General features: G+C 67.8%; 17 protein-coding genes. 8 read left to right on the top strand and 9 right to left on the bottom strand.

Annotated features, from left to right (window positions below):
• Nucleotides 1-87 precede the first annotated feature (87 nt).
• Nucleotides 88-747, top strand: a complete 660-nt coding sequence (locus ACWPOC_RS04120; protein WP_120281360.1) for a GNAT family N-acetyltransferase — start codon at nt 88-90, stop codon at nt 745-747.
• 60 nt (nt 748-807) lie between these two features.
• Here the strand turns inward: ACWPOC_RS04120 and ACWPOC_RS04115 are convergent, their stop codons facing one another.
• Nucleotides 808-1,722: an SDR family oxidoreductase gene (locus ACWPOC_RS04115; RefSeq protein ID WP_120281359.1), complete on the bottom strand. Its 915-nt coding sequence runs from the start codon at nt 1,720-1,722 to the stop codon at nt 808-810.
• Nucleotides 1,719-2,495, bottom strand: coding sequence for an SDR family oxidoreductase (locus ACWPOC_RS04110; RefSeq protein ID WP_088897560.1), 777 nt, complete (start codon nt 2,493-2,495; stop codon nt 1,719-1,721). Before ACWPOC_RS04110 ends, ACWPOC_RS04115 begins: the two co-directional genes overlap by 4 nt.
• Before the next feature lie 195 nt (nt 2,496-2,690).
• On the opposite strand from ACWPOC_RS04110, the gene ACWPOC_RS04105 reads away from it, so the two are divergent.
• The 6 genes from ACWPOC_RS04105 to ACWPOC_RS04080 are packed head-to-tail and all read left to right on the top strand — an operon-like array spanning nt 2,691 to nt 7,641.
• Nucleotides 2,691-3,245, top strand: a complete 555-nt coding sequence (locus ACWPOC_RS04105; protein WP_016694676.1) for an FAS1-like dehydratase domain-containing protein — start codon at nt 2,691-2,693, stop codon at nt 3,243-3,245.
• The gene (locus ACWPOC_RS04100) at nt 3,242-3,649 is read left to right on the top strand and encodes a Zn-ribbon domain-containing OB-fold protein (RefSeq protein WP_088897562.1); all 408 of its coding nucleotides are present in this window, start codon (nt 3,242-3,244) and stop codon (nt 3,647-3,649) included. Before ACWPOC_RS04105 ends, ACWPOC_RS04100 begins: the two co-directional genes overlap by 4 nt.
• Nucleotides 3,646-4,056 (top strand): hotdog family protein, encoded by a 411-nt coding sequence (locus tag ACWPOC_RS04095; protein WP_120281358.1) that lies wholly within the window; start codon nt 3,646-3,648, stop codon nt 4,054-4,056. The genes ACWPOC_RS04100 and ACWPOC_RS04095 overlap by 4 nt, the downstream gene beginning before the upstream one ends.
• A complete protein-coding gene (locus tag ACWPOC_RS04090) occupies nt 4,053-5,237 on the top strand; it encodes a lipid-transfer protein (RefSeq protein ID WP_088897563.1) in 1,185 nt (394 codons plus the stop codon). The genes ACWPOC_RS04095 and ACWPOC_RS04090 overlap by 4 nt, the downstream gene beginning before the upstream one ends.
• Before the next feature lie 39 nt (nt 5,238-5,276).
• Nucleotides 5,277-6,509 carry an acyl-CoA dehydrogenase family protein gene (locus ACWPOC_RS04085; RefSeq protein ID WP_016694679.1) on the top strand — a complete coding sequence of 411 codons (1,233 nt, stop codon included), beginning with the start codon at nt 5,277-5,279 and terminating at the stop codon, nt 6,507-6,509.
• A gap of 1 nt (nt 6,510) precedes the next feature.
• Entirely contained in the window at nt 6,511-7,641 is a 1,131-nt protein-coding gene (locus ACWPOC_RS04080; protein WP_159416768.1) for an acyl-CoA dehydrogenase family protein, read from the top strand.
• Between the two features lie 71 nt (nt 7,642-7,712).
• On the opposite strand, the gene ACWPOC_RS04075 is transcribed toward ACWPOC_RS04080, so the two are convergent.
• Nucleotides 7,713-8,318 carry a TetR family transcriptional regulator gene (locus ACWPOC_RS04075; protein WP_455408046.1) on the bottom strand — a complete coding sequence of 202 codons (606 nt, stop codon included), beginning with the start codon at nt 8,316-8,318 and terminating at the stop codon, nt 7,713-7,715.
• A 238-nt stretch (nt 8,319-8,556) separates the two neighbouring features.
• Between ACWPOC_RS04075 and ACWPOC_RS04070 the strand changes: the two genes are divergently transcribed.
• A complete protein-coding gene (locus ACWPOC_RS04070) occupies nt 8,557-9,072 on the top strand; it encodes a flavin reductase family protein (RefSeq protein WP_120281356.1) in 516 nt (171 codons plus the stop codon).
• A 50-nt stretch (nt 9,073-9,122) separates the two neighbouring features.
• Here ACWPOC_RS04070 and ACWPOC_RS04065 read toward each other — a convergent pair whose 3' ends face one another.
• From ACWPOC_RS04065 to ACWPOC_RS04040, 6 genes are all read right to left on the bottom strand, one after another.
• Nucleotides 9,123-10,589, bottom strand: a complete 1,467-nt coding sequence (locus ACWPOC_RS04065) for an FAD-dependent oxidoreductase (RefSeq protein WP_120281355.1) — start codon at nt 10,587-10,589, stop codon at nt 9,123-9,125.
• Nucleotides 10,590-10,747: 158 nt separating this feature from the next.
• On the bottom strand, nt 10,748-11,917 hold the full coding sequence (gene hsaA, locus ACWPOC_RS04060; RefSeq protein WP_159416770.1) for a 3-hydroxy-9,10-secoandrosta-1,3,5(10)-triene-9,17-dione monooxygenase oxygenase subunit: 1,170 nt from the start codon (nt 11,915-11,917) through the stop codon (nt 10,748-10,750).
• 12 nt (nt 11,918-11,929) lie between these two features.
• Entirely contained in the window at nt 11,930-12,853 is a 924-nt protein-coding gene (gene bphC, locus ACWPOC_RS04055; RefSeq protein ID WP_120281353.1) for a biphenyl-2,3-diol 1,2-dioxygenase, read from the bottom strand.
• Nucleotides 12,854-12,887: 34 nt separating this feature from the next.
• Complete coding sequence (locus ACWPOC_RS04050) at nt 12,888-14,066, bottom strand: acyl-CoA dehydrogenase family protein (RefSeq protein ID WP_159416772.1); 1,179 nt, start codon at nt 14,064-14,066, stop codon at nt 12,888-12,890.
• Between the two features lie 168 nt (nt 14,067-14,234).
• Nucleotides 14,235-15,101, bottom strand: a complete 867-nt coding sequence (locus tag ACWPOC_RS04045) for an alpha/beta fold hydrolase (RefSeq protein WP_120281351.1) — start codon at nt 15,099-15,101, stop codon at nt 14,235-14,237.
• 96 nt (nt 15,102-15,197) lie between these two features.
• Complete coding sequence (locus ACWPOC_RS04040) at nt 15,198-16,085, bottom strand: IclR family transcriptional regulator (RefSeq protein WP_159419045.1); 888 nt, start codon at nt 16,083-16,085, stop codon at nt 15,198-15,200.
• Nucleotides 16,086-16,256: the final 171 nt, after the last annotated feature.

Raw genomic sequence — 16,256 nt, 5'->3', positions numbered from 1 at the left:
TCCCGGCCGGCACGGTTCGCCGGGACGGTCCCGTGCGGGAATACTGAGTCTCGTACGTCCAGGTTCTCGACGAAGGGATGTCGCACGATGGCAACCACCAATCACGACAAGGTGCTCGACCGGCGGGAGATCGCGGCCGCGTTGCTCCGGGCGCTCGAACGACGCCACGAGGTGCTCGACGTGATCGTCGAGAGCAAGGATCGGGGCGACGCGGTCGCGAAGCTGGCCTCGCTGCTCGACACCGACGAGTTCTGCGCGGAGGCCGTGCTGAACCTTCCGTTCCGCCGCCTGACGCAGGCGGAGCGGAAGAAGATCCGTGAAGAACTCGACGATCTCGATGCGGTGCTGCAGTGGACGACGGCGGCGCGTCCGTACGCGACCGGCGCGCATTTCCGGTTGCGGCCCATCTCCCACAGCGCCGCCGACACCGCGCTGTTCAAGCAGCGCTGCGCCGACCAGTTGGGTGACGACAGCGACGAGCGGGTCGAGTCCGAGCGGCAGCGCGGCACCGAGCTGATGGACGACGAATCCGGGATGTGGCTTGTGGCCGAAGACCTTTCGGGTGACGAGCCGAAGGCCATCGGGTTCGCGTTCGGCGAGCTGACAGGCAACGAGGTCGACGTGCGGATCTGGGTGCATCCCGAGTTCCGCAAGCAGGGTTACGGCACCGCCACGCTCAAGCAGGCGCGTTCCGAACTCGCCGCCTACTTCCCCGGCTCCACCCTCATCGTCCGTACGCCCGCCTAGATCGACGACGCCGTCCGTGCGCGTTTCCGGTGACGATCACCGGAAACGCGCACGGGGACATCACGCTCCGTAGACCGGCGTCGGCGGCTGCGACGTTGCGATCAGCTTCTCGACGACGGGACCGAGTTCCTTCGGATCCCAGCGGTCGCCCTTGTCGATCGCCTCACCGTGGCGCCATCCGTCGGCCAGCGACACCTTGCCACCTTCGGCCTCGAACACGCGCCCGGTCACGTCCTTCGCTTCGGCACTGCCGAGCCATACGACGAGCGGCGAGACGTTCTCCGGCGCCATGGCGTCGAAACCCTCTTCGGGCGCGGCCATCATCTCGGCCATCGCGCCACCGGCACCGACGGTCATGCGGGTGCGCGCCGAGGGTGCGATCGCGTTGACGGTCACGCCGTAGCGGCCGAATTCGGCGGCGGCCTGGATCGTGAGCGTCGCGATGCCGGCCTTGGCGGCGGCGTAGTTGCCCTGACCGATGCTGCCCATCAGTCCGGCGCCCGAGCTGGTGTTGATGATGCGGGCGTCGACGGGGTTGCCGGCCTTGGACTCGGCGCGCCAGTAGGTCATGGCGTGACGCATCGGCGCGAAGTGCCCCTTGAGGTGCACGCGGATGACCGCGTCCCATTCCTCTTCGCTCATGTTGGCGAGCATGCGGTCGCGCAGGAAGCCCGCGTTGTTGACGAGCACGTCGAGGCGGCCGAAGTTGTCCAGCGCCGTCTTCACGAGGTTCTCGGCACCGGCCCAGTCGGCGACGTCGTCACCGTTGACGACGGCTTCGCCGCCGGCAGCCCGGATCTCCTCGACGACCAGTTCGCCGGGGCTCTCCCCCGTCGCCGTTCCGTCGCTGCCGACACCGATGTCGTTGACGACGACCTTCGCACCCTCCGCGGCGAAGGCGAGGGCGTGGGCACGGCCCAGTCCCCGCCCGGCGCCGGTCACGATGACGACGCGCCCGTCCAGCAGTCCACTCACTTCGTCTCCTTCGTTTCGGCCGCTGCCATGTAGGCAGGGCGTTCACCGCCGCCGTGGACGGTCAATGTCGATCCGCTGACGTAGGCCGACAGCGGAGAGGCCAGGAATGCGGCGCAGTGGCCGATGTCCTCGGGCTGGGCCAGCCGCCCCAGCGGGACGGTCTCGCCGACTGCGGCGACGCCTGCCTTGTCGCCGTAGAACAGATGCGACTGTTCGGTTTCGACGAGCCCGACCACCACCGAGTTCACCCGTACCTTCGGTGCCCACTCGACGGCGAGCGACTGTGCGAGACTGTCGACGCCCGCCTTGGCCGCACCGTAGGCCGCGGTTCCCGGCGAGGGGCGCGATCCGCTCACGCTCGAGATGTTGACGATCGAGCCGCCGGTGTCCTGCTTCTGCATCACCGCGTTGGCAGCCTGCGCGACCAGCAGCGGGGACAGCAGGTTCAGTTCCACGATTTTGGCGTGGAACTTCGGGCTGGCATCGGCCGCCAGTGCGTACGGCGACCCGCCGGCGTTGTTCACCACGGCGTCGAGCCGACCGTGACGCTCCACGATGGTCTCGATCAACGTGCCGACCTGATCGGCGTCGCGAACGTCGCACTTCAGGAACTCCGCGGTCCGCCCGTCCACTTCGACAGGCTGTTCGGGTTCGTTGCGTGCGCATGTCACGACGGTCGCTCCGGCGCGCAGGAACACCCTGGTGATGCCCGCACCGACTCCTCGTATCCCCCCGGTGACGAGCACGACCGCGCCGTCGAGTCCCAGATCCATTCGCTGCCTCCACGTCGTTCACCCCGCAGGATGCGCGGGTCTCGCGTTGACAACTTACCAAGCAATCGCTTGGTTTGGTACTGCTCCCCCTCGCCCTCCGCCGCTGCTCCTGCTCAGTGGGAATCACGGGAACTTGCTTGTCGGCCCCACTTAGCGTGACGACGAACGCGCGTGTCGAAGAGGAGTGACTGGGCCATGCAGACCGTCGAGCAGGATTACGAGAAATACGTCGGGCAGGTGGCCGAACCACCCCGCGTGGCCCGGTACGCCGTCAACGACGCCATGATCCGCAACTGGGTCGAGGCCCACGACGACTTCAACCCGATCTATGTCGACGCCGAGGCCGCCCGCGAAACCGGGCGCGACTCCATCGTCTGCCCGCCCGCCATGATCTCCACCTGGATCATGGCCGGCTACCGCCGCTGGCGTGATGTGCAGCGCAAGCGGGCCGAGGGCGTCGTGGAGGATTTCGCGTACTCCCGGATGCTCGCCGACCTCGATCGCGAGGGTTTCACCTCCGTCGTGGCGACGAACGTCGAGCAGGACTACCACCGCGAACTCGTCCCGGGCGATCACATCACTGCCCACTACACGATCGAGTCCGTATCGGAGATCAAGCGAACGGGTCTCGGCGACGGCCGATTCTTCACGCTGTACAAGCGCTACGAGGACCAGAACGGCGAAGTCGTCGCCGAGGAACGCTTCCGGATGCTCCGGTTCAACCCGAACACCGACAAGGAGACGCGATGACCGCCGTCCCCCGGCTCACCATCACCCAGGACAACCAGTTCTGGTTCGACGCCGTCCGTGAGGGCCGACTCGAGATCCAGCAGTGCAGCGACTGCGGCACTCTGCGCCATCCCCCAGGACCGGCCTGTCCCGCGTGCCGCTCGTTCGAGTGGAAGACCGTCGAATCCTCGCGACGCGGAACGCTCCACAGCTGGACGATCATCCACCACCCGCAGGATCCCGCCTTCGAGTATCCGCTCGCTGTCGGACTGATCGACCTCGATGAGGGGATCCGCATCGTCGCCGACATCGCGGGCGTCGACCACGACACCCTCGAGATCGGCATGGAACTCGAGGTGGGATTCTCCGAGCACGCACACGGTGAGATCCTGCCCCAGCTGCGCAAGCCCGGAGGAGACGCATGAACCTCACCGAATGCACTGTCGGACAGGAGCTTCCCGAACTCGTCCTGCCGATGGACCGCACGACCATCGTGGCCACCGCGATCGCGTCACAGGATTTCGAGGACGTGCATCACGACCCGGCTGCCGCACTCGGACGCGGCACCCCGGACGTGTTCATGAGCATCAACGCCACCAACGGTTTCGTCGACCGGTACGTCACCGACTGGACCGGACCGTCGGCGCGGGTGCGCCGCGCGTCGCTGCGCCTGGGCGTTCCCTGCTTCCCCGGCGACCCCATGCACATGAACGGTGAGGTGACCGCCGTCGACGGCGCGGCCGTCACCGTGAAGGTGCAGGGCCGCAACAGCAGAGGCGTCCACGTCACCGCGGAGGTCGTGGTGGAGCCCTACGAGAGGAAGAGCCGATGACCGTCAAGGGCTTCTCCGGAGCCGCCGCTATCGCCGGCATCGGAGCCACCGAGTTCTCCAAGAACTCCGGCCGCAGCGAATGGCAACTCGCGTGCGAGTCGGTCCTCGCCGCTCTCGAGGACGCGCAGATCGGCGTCGAAGAGGTCGACGGCTTCGCGCTGTTCACCATGGAGACCAACCCCGAGATCGCCGTCGCCCGCGCGCTCGGCATCCCGGAACTGAAGTTCTTCAGCCGGATCCCGCACGGCGGTGGCGGCGCCTGCGCGCCCGTGCAGCAGGCCGCGCTGGCCGTCTCGAGCGGTGTCGCCGACGTCGTGGTCGTCTACCGCGCCTTCAACGAGCGCTCGGGCCACCGTTTCGGCGCCGGGCCGCCGCCCTTCGCCTACAACTCCAGCACCGACCAGGAATACCGGAACTGGATCAACCCGTACGGTCTGCTCACTCCCGCTCAGCAGGAGGCCTTCCTGGCCCGCACCTACATGCACAAGTACGGGGCGACCAGCGCGGACTTCGGGCAGATCTCGGTGCTCTCGCGCAAGCACGCGGCGAACAATCCCAAGGCCTGGTTCTACGAGCGGCCCATCACCCTCGACGACCACCAGAACTCGCGGATGCTCGCCGACCCGCTGCGTCTGCTCGACTGCTGCCAGGAGAGCGACGGCGGCCAGGCACTGGTCATCGTGAGTGCCGAACGCGCACGGGATCTTCCGCACCCGCCGGCGATCATCACCGCTGCAGCGCAGGGTGTCGGCCCTCAGCAGATCTCGATGAGCAGCTACTACCGCGAGGACATCGACGCGATGCCCGAGGTGGAGCTCGTCGCCCGGCAGATGTGGGCACAGGCCGGTTTCGGCCCCGAAGGTATCGACGCCGCGATCCTGTACGACGCGTTCACCCCCATGGTCCTGCTCCAGCTCGAGGAGTACGGCTTCTGCGGTCGCGGTGAGGCGAAGGACTTCATCGCCGACGGCAACCTCGAGGTGGACGGGCGACTGCCGATCAACACCCACGGCGGTCAGCTCGGTGAAGGCTACATCCACGGCGTCAACGGCATCGCCGAAGGCGTCCGGCTCATCCGCGGCACCTCCGTGAACCAGCCGGCGAAGACACTCGACAACGTGCTCGTCACAGGCGGATCGCCGGTGCCGCACAGCGCGATCGTCCTCTCGGCCGACCGTTAGGCCCGCAACCCGGGCCCCGACCACCTCTCAGGAGACCACATGCATCCCGAGCTGTCCGACAAGTCACGGCGGCTGCGCACCGAACTGCGGGAGTACTTCGCCCGCATCATCGACGACGACGATCGACGCGCCCTGGTCGATCAGACCGAGGGTGGACCGGTCTTCGACAAGATCTACCGGCAGATGGGCGCCGACGGCTGGCTCGGCCTGGGATGGCCCGAGGAGTACGGCGGACGTGGTGAGGACCCCGAGGCGCTCTACGTCTTCTACGACGAGACGATCCGCGCCGGCGCGCCGGTCTCGCTGGTCACGCTCAACACCGTCGCCCCGGCACTGATGAAGTACGGCACGCAGGAGCAGAAGGACTTCTTCCTTCCCAAGATCCTTACGGGTGAACTGAAGTTCGCGATCGGGTACACCGAGCCCGGCGCCGGCACCGACCTCGCCGCGCTCCAGACGCGGGCCCGCATCGACGGTGACGAACTCGTCATCGACGGCAACAAGCTGTTCACGAGTTCGGCCATCTTCGCCGACTGGATCTGGCTCGCCGTGCGCACCGATCCGGACGCGCCCCGCCACAAGGGGATCTCGGTCGTTCTCGTGCCGACCTCGTCGCCGGGCTTCTCCGCCACCGAGATCCAGACCGTCGGCGGAATCAGCACGGCGGTCACGTACTACGAGAACATCCGCGTTCCGCTGAGCAACGTCGTCGGCGAGCTCAACGGCGGCTGGACCCTGATCACGAGCCAGCTCAACCACGAGCGTGTCGCGCTGGCCGCCCGCGGTGGCATCGCCAACGAGATGTACGACGAGGTTCTCGCCTGGGCGAAGCAGGAGCCCTTCGGCCCCGGCGTGCTGTTCGACGTCCCGTGGGTCCGCTCGACTCTGGCCGAGGTCTACGCGCTGTTGTCGGCCGCCGACCTGGTGAACCTGCGTCTGGTGTCGGACATCGCGGCCAACACCCTCGACGGTGGTGACTCCGCCGCGGCGAAGGTGTTCGGAACCGAGGGCGTGGTCGCGGCCTACGGCATGTTGCAGGAAGTGCTCGGCGCCCGCGGTCTGCTGCGTCCCGGTAGCCACGGCGCCGTGATCGAAGGCCGCGTCGAAGCGCTCGGCCGACGCGCGCAGAACAACACCTTCGGTGGTGGCAGCAACGAGGTGATGCGCGAGATCGTGGCGGCGAAGACCCTCGGAATGACCCTGGGCGCCCGTAGGCGCCCCGACGCGACGGCACAGGCTGCGGTGAAGACGCCGGCCGAGACGAGGAGCTGACATGGAATTCGAACTCGATGACGACCTGATCGCGGTCGAGGACCTCGCGTCGCAGGTCTTCGGTTCGCTGGCCAAGGTCGAGCGTGTGGTCGAGGTGGAGCGCAAGGAAGGCGGCTTCGACGCCACCCTGTGGCAGGCACTCGCCGACGCCGGGCTCCTCGGACTCGCTCTACCCGAGTCCGTCGGCGGCGCCGGCATGGGCATGCTCGGGCTCACGACGATCCTGCAGCAGCAGGGCCGTCGCGTCGCCCCCGTTCCCGTATGGTCCACCGTGGCCGGTGCGGCTCTTCCGCTCGCACAGTTCGGCACGGAAACCCAGGTCGAGCGTTACGTTCCGAAGCTCATCGACGGGTCGGTCGTCCTGACCGGCGCGTTCGACGACACTCCGGGCGCGAGCCCCACCGTGACCGCGATCCGCAAGGGCGACGACCTCGTCATCAGCGGTGAGATTCCGTCCGTTCCGTGGGCTCCCATCATCGCCGGCGTCGTCGTCCCGGTCCGCTGTGACGACGACTCGGTCGCCGTGGTGGTGGCGCCGGTGGACGCGACCGGCGTCGAGGCTGTCCCGGTCGCCGTGACCGGACGTGGCGCCGAAGCGGCGGTGCGCTTCACGGACGTGCACATCGGAGCCGAGGACGTCCTGCCCGGTGACGGTGAGGAGATCGCGGCCTGGACCCGTCGTCGTATCCGCATCGCTCTTGCTGCCGTTCAGCTCGGGGTGTGCGAGGAGACGCTGCGGGCGACGGCCAAGTACACCTCCGAACGCGTGCAGTTCGGACGCCCGCTGTCGACGAACCAGGCTGTCGCGGTGCGTGCGGCCGACGCTTACCTCGATACCGAAGCGATCCGGCTCACGGTGCGCAAGGCGGCATGGTTGATCGACGTCGGACGCGAGGACGAAGCCGAGTCCGCGGCCCTGGTCGCCAAGTGGTGGGCATCCCGCGGCGGTGTGCGGGTCGGTCTGACCGGCCAGCACCTGCACGGTGGTATCGGCGCCGACATCGACTACCCGATCCACCGCTACTTCCTGTGGGGACGGCAGTTGGCGTTCACCTTCGGCGGGGCGGACGCGACCGCCGCTGCGCTCGGGGACGTCCTCGACACCGCACCCTCGATCGGCGCCGCCGGATAGCCGGCCCGCACTCACGACGCGAGTCCCTTTCCCACACGGGAGAGGGACTCGCGTCGTATCCGGACCTGTCGCTACTCCGTCAGATGGACGAGCAACAACTCGCAGCTGCTCCGCACGTCCGCCTCGGTCTCCTCGAGCGTCGCTGCACCGTTGAGATACGCGACCAGCAGACCGGACCACATCATCGACAGCAGCCGCACGGCGTTCCGATCCTCTTCGGTCGGGTCGTCGAGGCCCGCCTTGTCGAACAGGATGCGGTGGAACGTCCGCCTCACCTCTTCGGAATCCGGCACCACCGCCGCGGGGGCGGTGCTGTTGGACAGCAACATCGCGGAGGCCAGGAGAGGCCGGTCGACGAACCGCCTGGTCATCTCGATCAGCACCTCGGTGATCACATCCCGGGCACTCATACCCGGTTTCCGCGCCGGCAACCGATCCGCGCCGAGTTCGAGCCGGTGGAGCAGCACCGCCACGAACAGGTGCGTCTTCGACGGGAAGTACCGGTAGAGGGTCCCGATCGCAACCCCGGCACTCTTGGCGACCTCGGTCATCTGCACGCGGGCCAGTTCGTGTTCGGATCCCAGCCGTGCTGCGGCCTCGAGGATCCGCACCTGCCGTCGCCGCTGCTCCGCCGAGGTCGGCTCGGCTCCGTCCCGCGCCTTACCGATTCTGGGCACCGGTTCCCCTTTCCACGATGACGGCCCGTCGTTTCTGTCCCGCGCCGTCGGGCAGATTGTCGCATCGCGGTTTTTCTGCGGTCCCGAACGGTGGGAGCTCGGGGCCTCGCCGACCCGGGTCGTTCCGGCAGGAAGTCCACTCAGCGAGAAGCCGTTCCGAGGTGTCACGCGTCACCCATACGCTCGATTCGAAGGACGTCGCCGGAGGCAGCGACCAGAGCGAATCGGAGTGAGTCACATGCAGACCCGGATACCGACCTACGAAGCCGAGTTCGACGTCGACGTGCCCGGCCCGGACGAGATGCGCCGCGCCATGGGGCGCTTCGCGAGCGGCGTCACCGTCGTGACCGGCCTCGACGAGGACGGCCCCACCGGCTTCGCGTGCCAGTCGTTCGCGTCGGTCTCGCTCGAGCCGCCCCTCGTGCTGTTCTGCGCCGATCACCGCGGACGAGCTTGGCCGCGACTTCGCCGCACCGGCCGGTTCACCGTCAACGTGCTCGGTGCGAACCAGACCGATCTGTGCTCCCGGTTCGGTTCGAGCCGCGGTCTCAAGTTCGACGGCCTCGACTGGGAGCTCTCCCGCTGGGGCACCCCGTCCCTACCGGGTGTGCTCATGCGGGTGCACGCCTCGATCGAGGACGTGCACGTAGCAGGTGATCACGATGTCGTCATCGGCCGCGTCGCCGAACTCGAATGCCTCGGCGACGAGAGCCCGATGGTGTTCTACCGCGGCGGGTTCGACCTCGGCCGCTGACGGGGAAGGTGTGCGTGCGATGGACGAGCACCGCACGCACATCCCGTCGTCTACGAGGCGGCTGCGCGGATGCCGGCCCGCCGCCCGAAGAAGCTGCCGTCGCCGAGCGAGATACCGCTGCAGTAACCCCAGGCCGACAGGCCGGACGTGCAGCGACCCGCCGCATACAGGCCGGGGATCGGCTCGCCGTCCACGTGCAGGACCTCCGAGTCGACCGAGGTCTGCAGCCCGCCCAGGGTGAAACCGCCGGTCATGTTCCGCAGGTCGATCGCCGCGATCGGGGAACCGATCGGCCGCACCCACTCGGGCTTCTTCCCGAGGACCGGATCCGTCCTCTGCTCGGCGTGCTTGTTGTACAACTCCACCGTCGCGGTCAGTGCACCCGCGGGCAGTCCCATCTCGGATTCGAGTTCGGCGACCGTCTCACACACCCAGGTGGGCCGGTGACGCAGCTGCGGACTCGAACTCGGCGCCGCCATGCCCTCCTCGTAGGCCTGTTCGTCGAGGACGAGGAACGCCTGGTTGTCGTTCTGGTACATGGTGAGCTGACCGACGCGGCCGGGATAGGTGTCCTCGGCGACGTAACGCTGACCGCGACCGTTGACGAGGATGCCGCGTGCGATCAGCTGGGGATCGCAGAAGAAGGCGACCTCGCACGCGTCCATGTGTGCCAGTCGTGCGCCGAGAGCCTGGGCCATCAGGATGCCGCGACCGTCGTGTTCCTCGACGGTCGCCGCAGGGCGCTGGTAGAGCCGCGGCGCGTACGCCTGCATCATCTCGTCGTTGTAGGCGAACGATCCGGTGGCGAGCACGACGCCGCCGCGCGCCCGGACCGCGATGGTCCCACCGAACCGCGTGGCGACGATGCCCACGACCCGCCCGGTTTCGTCGACGACGAGTCGCTGCACCCGGACGTCGGATTCGACGCGGACGCCGACCTCGGCCGCCTTGGCGATGAGGGTGGTCATGAGCACGTAGCCGGCGGCCTGCTCTCCGTTGCGCGGCATGGTCACCTGGGCGAGATGTCCGCGCGGAGCGGGTTCGACGAGCGTGTGGAACGGCGCAGCGTTCTCTCCACCGCTGTACATCAGCGAATCGTCGACGGGGCACTCCCAGCCGGGCTGCGACCAGAAGCTCTCCTTGTAGGGCACCCCGCACGCTTCGAGCCAGTCGAAGTGGTCGACGCTGCCCTGGCAGTAGACGTCGAGCTTGTCCTCGTCGACACCCGGTCCGAGAGCCGCGGCGAGGAAGGTCTTCATGTTCTCCGGGGTGTCGTCGAACCCGCAGGCCTTCTGCAACCGGGTGCCGCCGCCGAGATAGACGATCCCGCCCGACAGGGCGGCTGCTCCCCCGCCACCGCCGGTGCGTTCGAGCACCAGCACGTCCGCTCCGCTCTCGGCCGCACCGATCGCGGCGGAGACACCGGCGATACCGAAACCGGCGACCACGACATCGGCTTCGAGGTCCCAGCTTCCGATGTCGCGGACGGGGACGGGACGGACCGGGGAAGTGCTCATGGGAGGAAGTTCCTTCCGATAGCGATGCGCGGCAGACTGTTCCGCACGGGGGTCGGGTGATCCCTCCGGACCGTAAACGGCATTCCGGATCGACGTCGGGAAGTTCCCGCTGTTCGAGAAATTCGGAGCGAGCACCTACGAAAAGGCATCGCCGATGCTCAGATCAGGTTGTCCTCGACCGGCAGGCCGAAGGCGTTCCGGCCGTACAACGCATAGGCACGCTCGGGTTCGTTGGCGACGTGGACGCTCCCGGCATGCGCGTCGCGCCAGGCCCGTTCGATGATTCCTCCGAGGAACAGCGACGTGCCTCCGGCCGTCTTGAACAACAGGTCGATCGCCTCCACCGCCCGCTCGGTGGCGCGTACCTGGTCGCGCCGGGTGCGCAGACGCAGGTCCAACGGAATCTCCCTGCCCGCCCGCGCCAGGTCCCACAGTTCGCGGATGTTGCGGTCGAGTTGCAGTGTCGCGGCGTCGATGTCCGATGCTGCGCGTCCCACGGCGACCTGAGCGAACGGGTCGTCCACGAACCGGCCTCCGCCCAGGCTCAGCCGCACTCGTTCGCGCATCGACGACAGGTACTCGTCGTAGCAGCCGGCGACCACCCCCACGATGGGTACGGCGACGGCGGTGGTGAACAACGCAGCGAACGGAATCCGGTACAGCGGTCCGGTATTGACCTTCTGCCCGGGACCGCGCAGCTGCGAGGTCTCGTAGTTGCGCTTGACACGGTGGGCGGGAACGAACACCTCGTCGACGACGATCTCGTCGCTGCTCGTCCCCCGCATTCCGACGACGTTCCACACGTCGCGGATCGTGTAGTCGCTCCGCGGTACGAGCACCGTGACGAAGTCGACCGGCCTGCCCTCCGAGCCGACGACCACCGCGCCGAGGAGTGCCCACGACGCGAATCGGCAGCCGGACGAGAACATCCATGTCCCGGACAGCCGGTAGCCCCCGTCGACCGGGACGAGACGGCCGACCGGGGCATACGCCGACGAGACGAGTGTCGAATCGTCCTCACCCCAGACGTCCTGCTGCGCTCGATCGTCGAACAGCGCGAGATGCCAGGGGTGGACGCCGACGATGGATGTGACCCAGCCCGTCGAACCACAGGCTTTCGAAACGGTGCGTACGACCTCGTAGAAACGCGTCGGCTCGGTCTCCGACCCGCCGTATCGGCGCGGCTGCAGCATGCGGAACACGCCGGCGGAGACCAGATCACGCACCGTCTCGTCGGAGATGCGGCCGAGCCGGTCGGTGTCCGCCGCGCGGTCGGCGATGGCGGGAATCAGGTCCCGCACCGCGCCCGGAACGTCGTCGGCGACCATGAAGTGTCGCGGTCAGCCCGCGGGAGGCGAGAACGCCGCGAGAGGTTCGGAACCGGACCAGTCGTGTCCCCAGTAGCTGTCCGCCGTGATCTCTTCTGCGGTGTAGAAGGTTTCGTCGACGAGCATCCCTTCGGTCCCGAACTCGATGTCCCATCCGCCCGGGGCACGCACGTAGAAGGAGACCATCTTGTCGTTGGTGTGGCGGCCCAGCGTCGACGAGATCGAGAACCCGAGCTTGTTCACCCTGTCCAGGGCCTGGCCGACCGCGTCGAGCGTGTCGACTTCGAGCATCAGATGGACGAGACCGGGCTCGGTTCCGGGCGGGGCCGGGCACAGCGCGAGGCTGTGGTGGCGACGGTTGACACCCAGGAAGCGCACCCGCCGCACCGGCGGCGGTGCCGACAGACCACCGAGTCGTGTCGCGCCGCGCGGGAGGAAACCGAGTACCTCGGTGTAGAACTCGTACGACTCGGCGAACGCCGCGGTGGGCAGGACGACATGGCCGAGACCTTCCTCGCCGGTGTGGAAGACACCGGCGAACGGCGTCACGACCGGACTGTGGTCGAGCACCGGACCGAAGAACACCTCGGTGCGGGTGCCGCCCGGATCGTCGAATGCGATGACCTGCTCGGCGTCGCGGTAGGTCGATTCCTCCTCGGAGAGCACCTCCACCGCGATACCGGCCTTCTCGACCGCTTCGCGCACACGGCGCAGGGCGAACTCGTCCCGCACCTCCCATCCGACGGCGAGCGCCTTGTCGATCTCGCCCGGAAGCACGATCAGACGTGCCCGGCGTTCGTCGACACGCAGGTACAGGCCGTCGGGTTCGGGGCCGGTACCGATCGCCATACCGAGTCCGTCGACGACGAGTTCGCGCCACCGCGCGATGTCTGTGGTCTGGATCCTGAGATAACCCAGGCCCCGGATGTCCGTCATATCCGAAAGTTCCTTCGCCGTAAGGGTTGTGGTGTCAGATCATCGACCGCATCATGCCCTGCGGCTCCTCGCCGAGTTGGCAGAGCGTGGAAGCATGGAAGATCGATCCGGGCACGTGGATGGCGTGGCTCAGACCCGCATGGGCGTCGCGCCAGAAGCGCTGCAGCGGGTTGGTCAACTGCAGTGCGCCGCCGCCGGCACGGGCGAAGATCTCGTCGACCGCGGCCACGGCCCGCCAGGCGGCGGCGGTCTGCGTGCGCCGACCGATCGCGCGCTGCTCGAAGGTGACCTCGATGCCCTTCTCCGTCATGTCCCAGAACCGATCGACGGTTTCGAGGATCGCGGCGCGCGAGGCGGCGATCTCCGCAGCGGCCCCGCCGAGGGCCGAGAGCACGTACGGATCCTGCTTGATCGCGGTGCCGGAGACCGTGACCCGCTCACGCTGCGACTCGATGTAGCAGTTCAGGGCGCCTTCGGCGATGCCGATGAGCGACGAGGTGATCCCCAGCGGGAAGATGCACGAGAAGGGGAATTTGTAGAGCGTCTCGTCACGTCCGGCGTCCTGCCACGCCACCCCGCCCATGACACGCTCGGCGCGCAGGGTGCGGTATTCGGGCAGGAAGGCGTTCTCCACGATCAGATCCTTCGAGCCGGTGCCGCGCAGGCCGACCACGTTCCAGCTCTCGTGGTCGATGCGGTAGTCGGAGCGCGGCAGCAGCACGTGCAGGCTCTGCGGGGGACTCAGCCGATTGCCGTCCTTGTCGCCGACGGCGGCGCCGATCATGACCCAGTCGCAGTGGTCCGTGCCCGAGGAGAACGACCAGCGGCCATTGAGGATGTATCCGCCGTCGACGGGAGTTGCGACACCCATCGGCGCGTACGGGGAGGCGATCCAGGTGTCCGGGTTCTCGCCCCAGACCTCCTCCTGCGCCTTCGGGTCGAAGAAGGCCATCTCCCAGGGGTGGACACCGACGATGCCGCTGACCCAGCCCGTCGCGCCGTCCATCGCGCCGATGGCCATGGCGGTCTCGGCGAACTCGCGCGGGTGCGCCTCGAGACCCCCGAATTCCTTCGGTTGCAGGAGCCGGATGACGCCGGCATCACGAAGCCGCTTGGCGCTGCGGTCGGTCAGACGCATGAGTGTGTCGCCTTCGGCACCGTCCGCGCGGATCTCGTCTGCGAACTCCGAAACGGAGTCGAGCACCTGTCCCATGATCTCTCCCACCTGTGAGGGTGACGCCCCCGATACGGCGTGGCGAGCGTCGGTTCCGTTGGTGCCTACAGTCGCAGGAGAACAACACTTCCATTGCCGGAGTTCCACTGAGCGGGAACACCCTGGCGCTCGCCGGGGGTCGAGGAACCGACCCCCGGCGACCGCTGCCTAGGAGTCTTCTCGGGTGAGGAACGCGAGGACGGCCGAGAGCCATGCCTCACGGGCCTCGATCATCGTCCAGTGGCCGCAATTGGGGAATACGTGCAGCTCGCCGTGGCGCAGCTCGCGCATGGGCAGCATGGCCATGTCGACGGGGCTGACCCGGTCGTCGCGACCCCAGGTGAGCAGGGTCGGGGCCGTGATCTTGTGGAGCTGCGCCCAGTACGGAGTGGCGTCGGACGCGGCGGCGGCCTTCGCCCCCGCAGCGAAGGCCGCAGTGCTGTACATACGCCGCGCGATCTCGAGGGTCTTCGGTTCGGTGGCGAGCGTCCACCTCTCCTCGATGAGCTCGTCGGTGATGACCGCGGGGTCGTACACCATGGAACGCAGCCAGCGAACGAGCTTGTCGCGGGTCGGATCGTCGGTGAACTCCATGAGCAACCGGATGCCCTCGCCGGGTGCCGGCGCGAAGACCGATCGTCCCGCGCCCCCGATGGTGACGAGCTTTTCGACCCGATCGGGGTGCGCGATCGCGAACTGCGTTCCGACGATGCCGCCCATCGAGTTACCGATGATCGAGACGCGGTCGAGTCCGAGACCGTCGAGGAAATCGGTGACCGCCACCGACGCCATGGCCATCGGGTGTCCTTCGCACGGGTCGCTCACTCCGAAGCCGGGAAACTCCAGAACGAGGCACCGGAAGTGCTCGGCGAGGTCGGCGAGCACACCGCGGTAGTTCCGCCAGCCGGTGACGCCCGGTCCGGAGCCGTGGAGCAGCAGAAGCGGCTCGCCCGTGCCGGCTTCGTGGTAGCGAAGGGTGCCGCGGTCGGTCGCGAGTTCCCGCGCCGTGTTCTCGAAAGTGAATTCCGTCGTCATACCGACGAGGCTTCCAGTGATTCCCCTCACGTCGCGCGGACGCTCCCGATCACCGGGATGTTCCGGACGTGCCGGCGGCCGGTGAGCGTATGCAGGTTACATCCAGCCGTCCGACTGCGTGGCGAGCATCTGCTCCATGACCTGCGGAGACCACGAGTCTGCAGTGTTCCGCGCGGCACGATTGCGACGAGGTGCGCTCAGCTCCGGGTACAGCGTGTGCGAGATGTCGCGAACCGCGCCGGCGACCAGGGGTGCGATGCGCTCGAGGTGGCCGGGACGGGTGGGACCGCACAGGGAGATCGCGGCGACCGGCGATGCGGGGCTGCGGATCGCGGCGCCCACACAGGACATACCGGTGGTGGCCTCGCCGGTCTCGAATGCCAGGCCGTGACGACGGCGGATGCGATTGAGTTCGAGGTGCAGGGTCGACAGGTCGGCGATGGTCCGCTCGGTGCGACGCGGCAGGTGCGGGCCGGGGTAGAGAGCATCGACCTGTTCCGGCTCGAGTCCGGCGAGCAGCGCCTTCCCGCCCGCCGTGGAGTAGGCGGGTACACGTCCACCGACCCGCGACGGCAGCGTCGCGGCGAGCTGGCCGCCGATCTTGTCGAGGTAGACGCAATCGGGCCCGTCGAGCACGGACAGGTGCGCGACCATCCCGGTGGTCATGTGCAGTTCGTGGAGGAGCGGTGCCGCGGCCTCGCGGACACGGATGTGTCCGTTGTCGCCCTCTCCCATGGCCTTTGCGCGGCGACCGAGGCAGTAGCCGAACGACGCATGGTCGATCCAGTCGAGTCGCACCATCTGGTCGAGGATGCGGTGGACCGTCGAACGCGGAAGTTGGGTGCGGCACGCGACTTCCTCGAGGGTGAGCCGCGATGAGAGATCGTCGAAGGCATCGAGGATGAGGGTCATTCTCTCGACCATCGATGCAGGCAATTCGCGCTTCGGTGCCTGGGAGACCTGCGTACGTTGCGCCTCGGACATCGCCACCCTTTCTCCGGAATCCGATCACCCACGACAGAAAAAACTGAAATTGATTCTTGTGAGCGGATGCCAGAGTACTCGGCGAGTGACCTGTTGCACAATTCCCGATCAGCGGACCGGGCCGATTGCGCGATCCGTGCCTTCCTCGCCGACCGTCCGCCGACACGTCTC

This window comes from Rhodococcus sp. 5G237 (assembly GCF_053764735.1).
The sequence above is the reverse complement of the archived record's forward strand: the minus strand, read 5'-3'. Positions and strand labels throughout refer to the sequence as shown.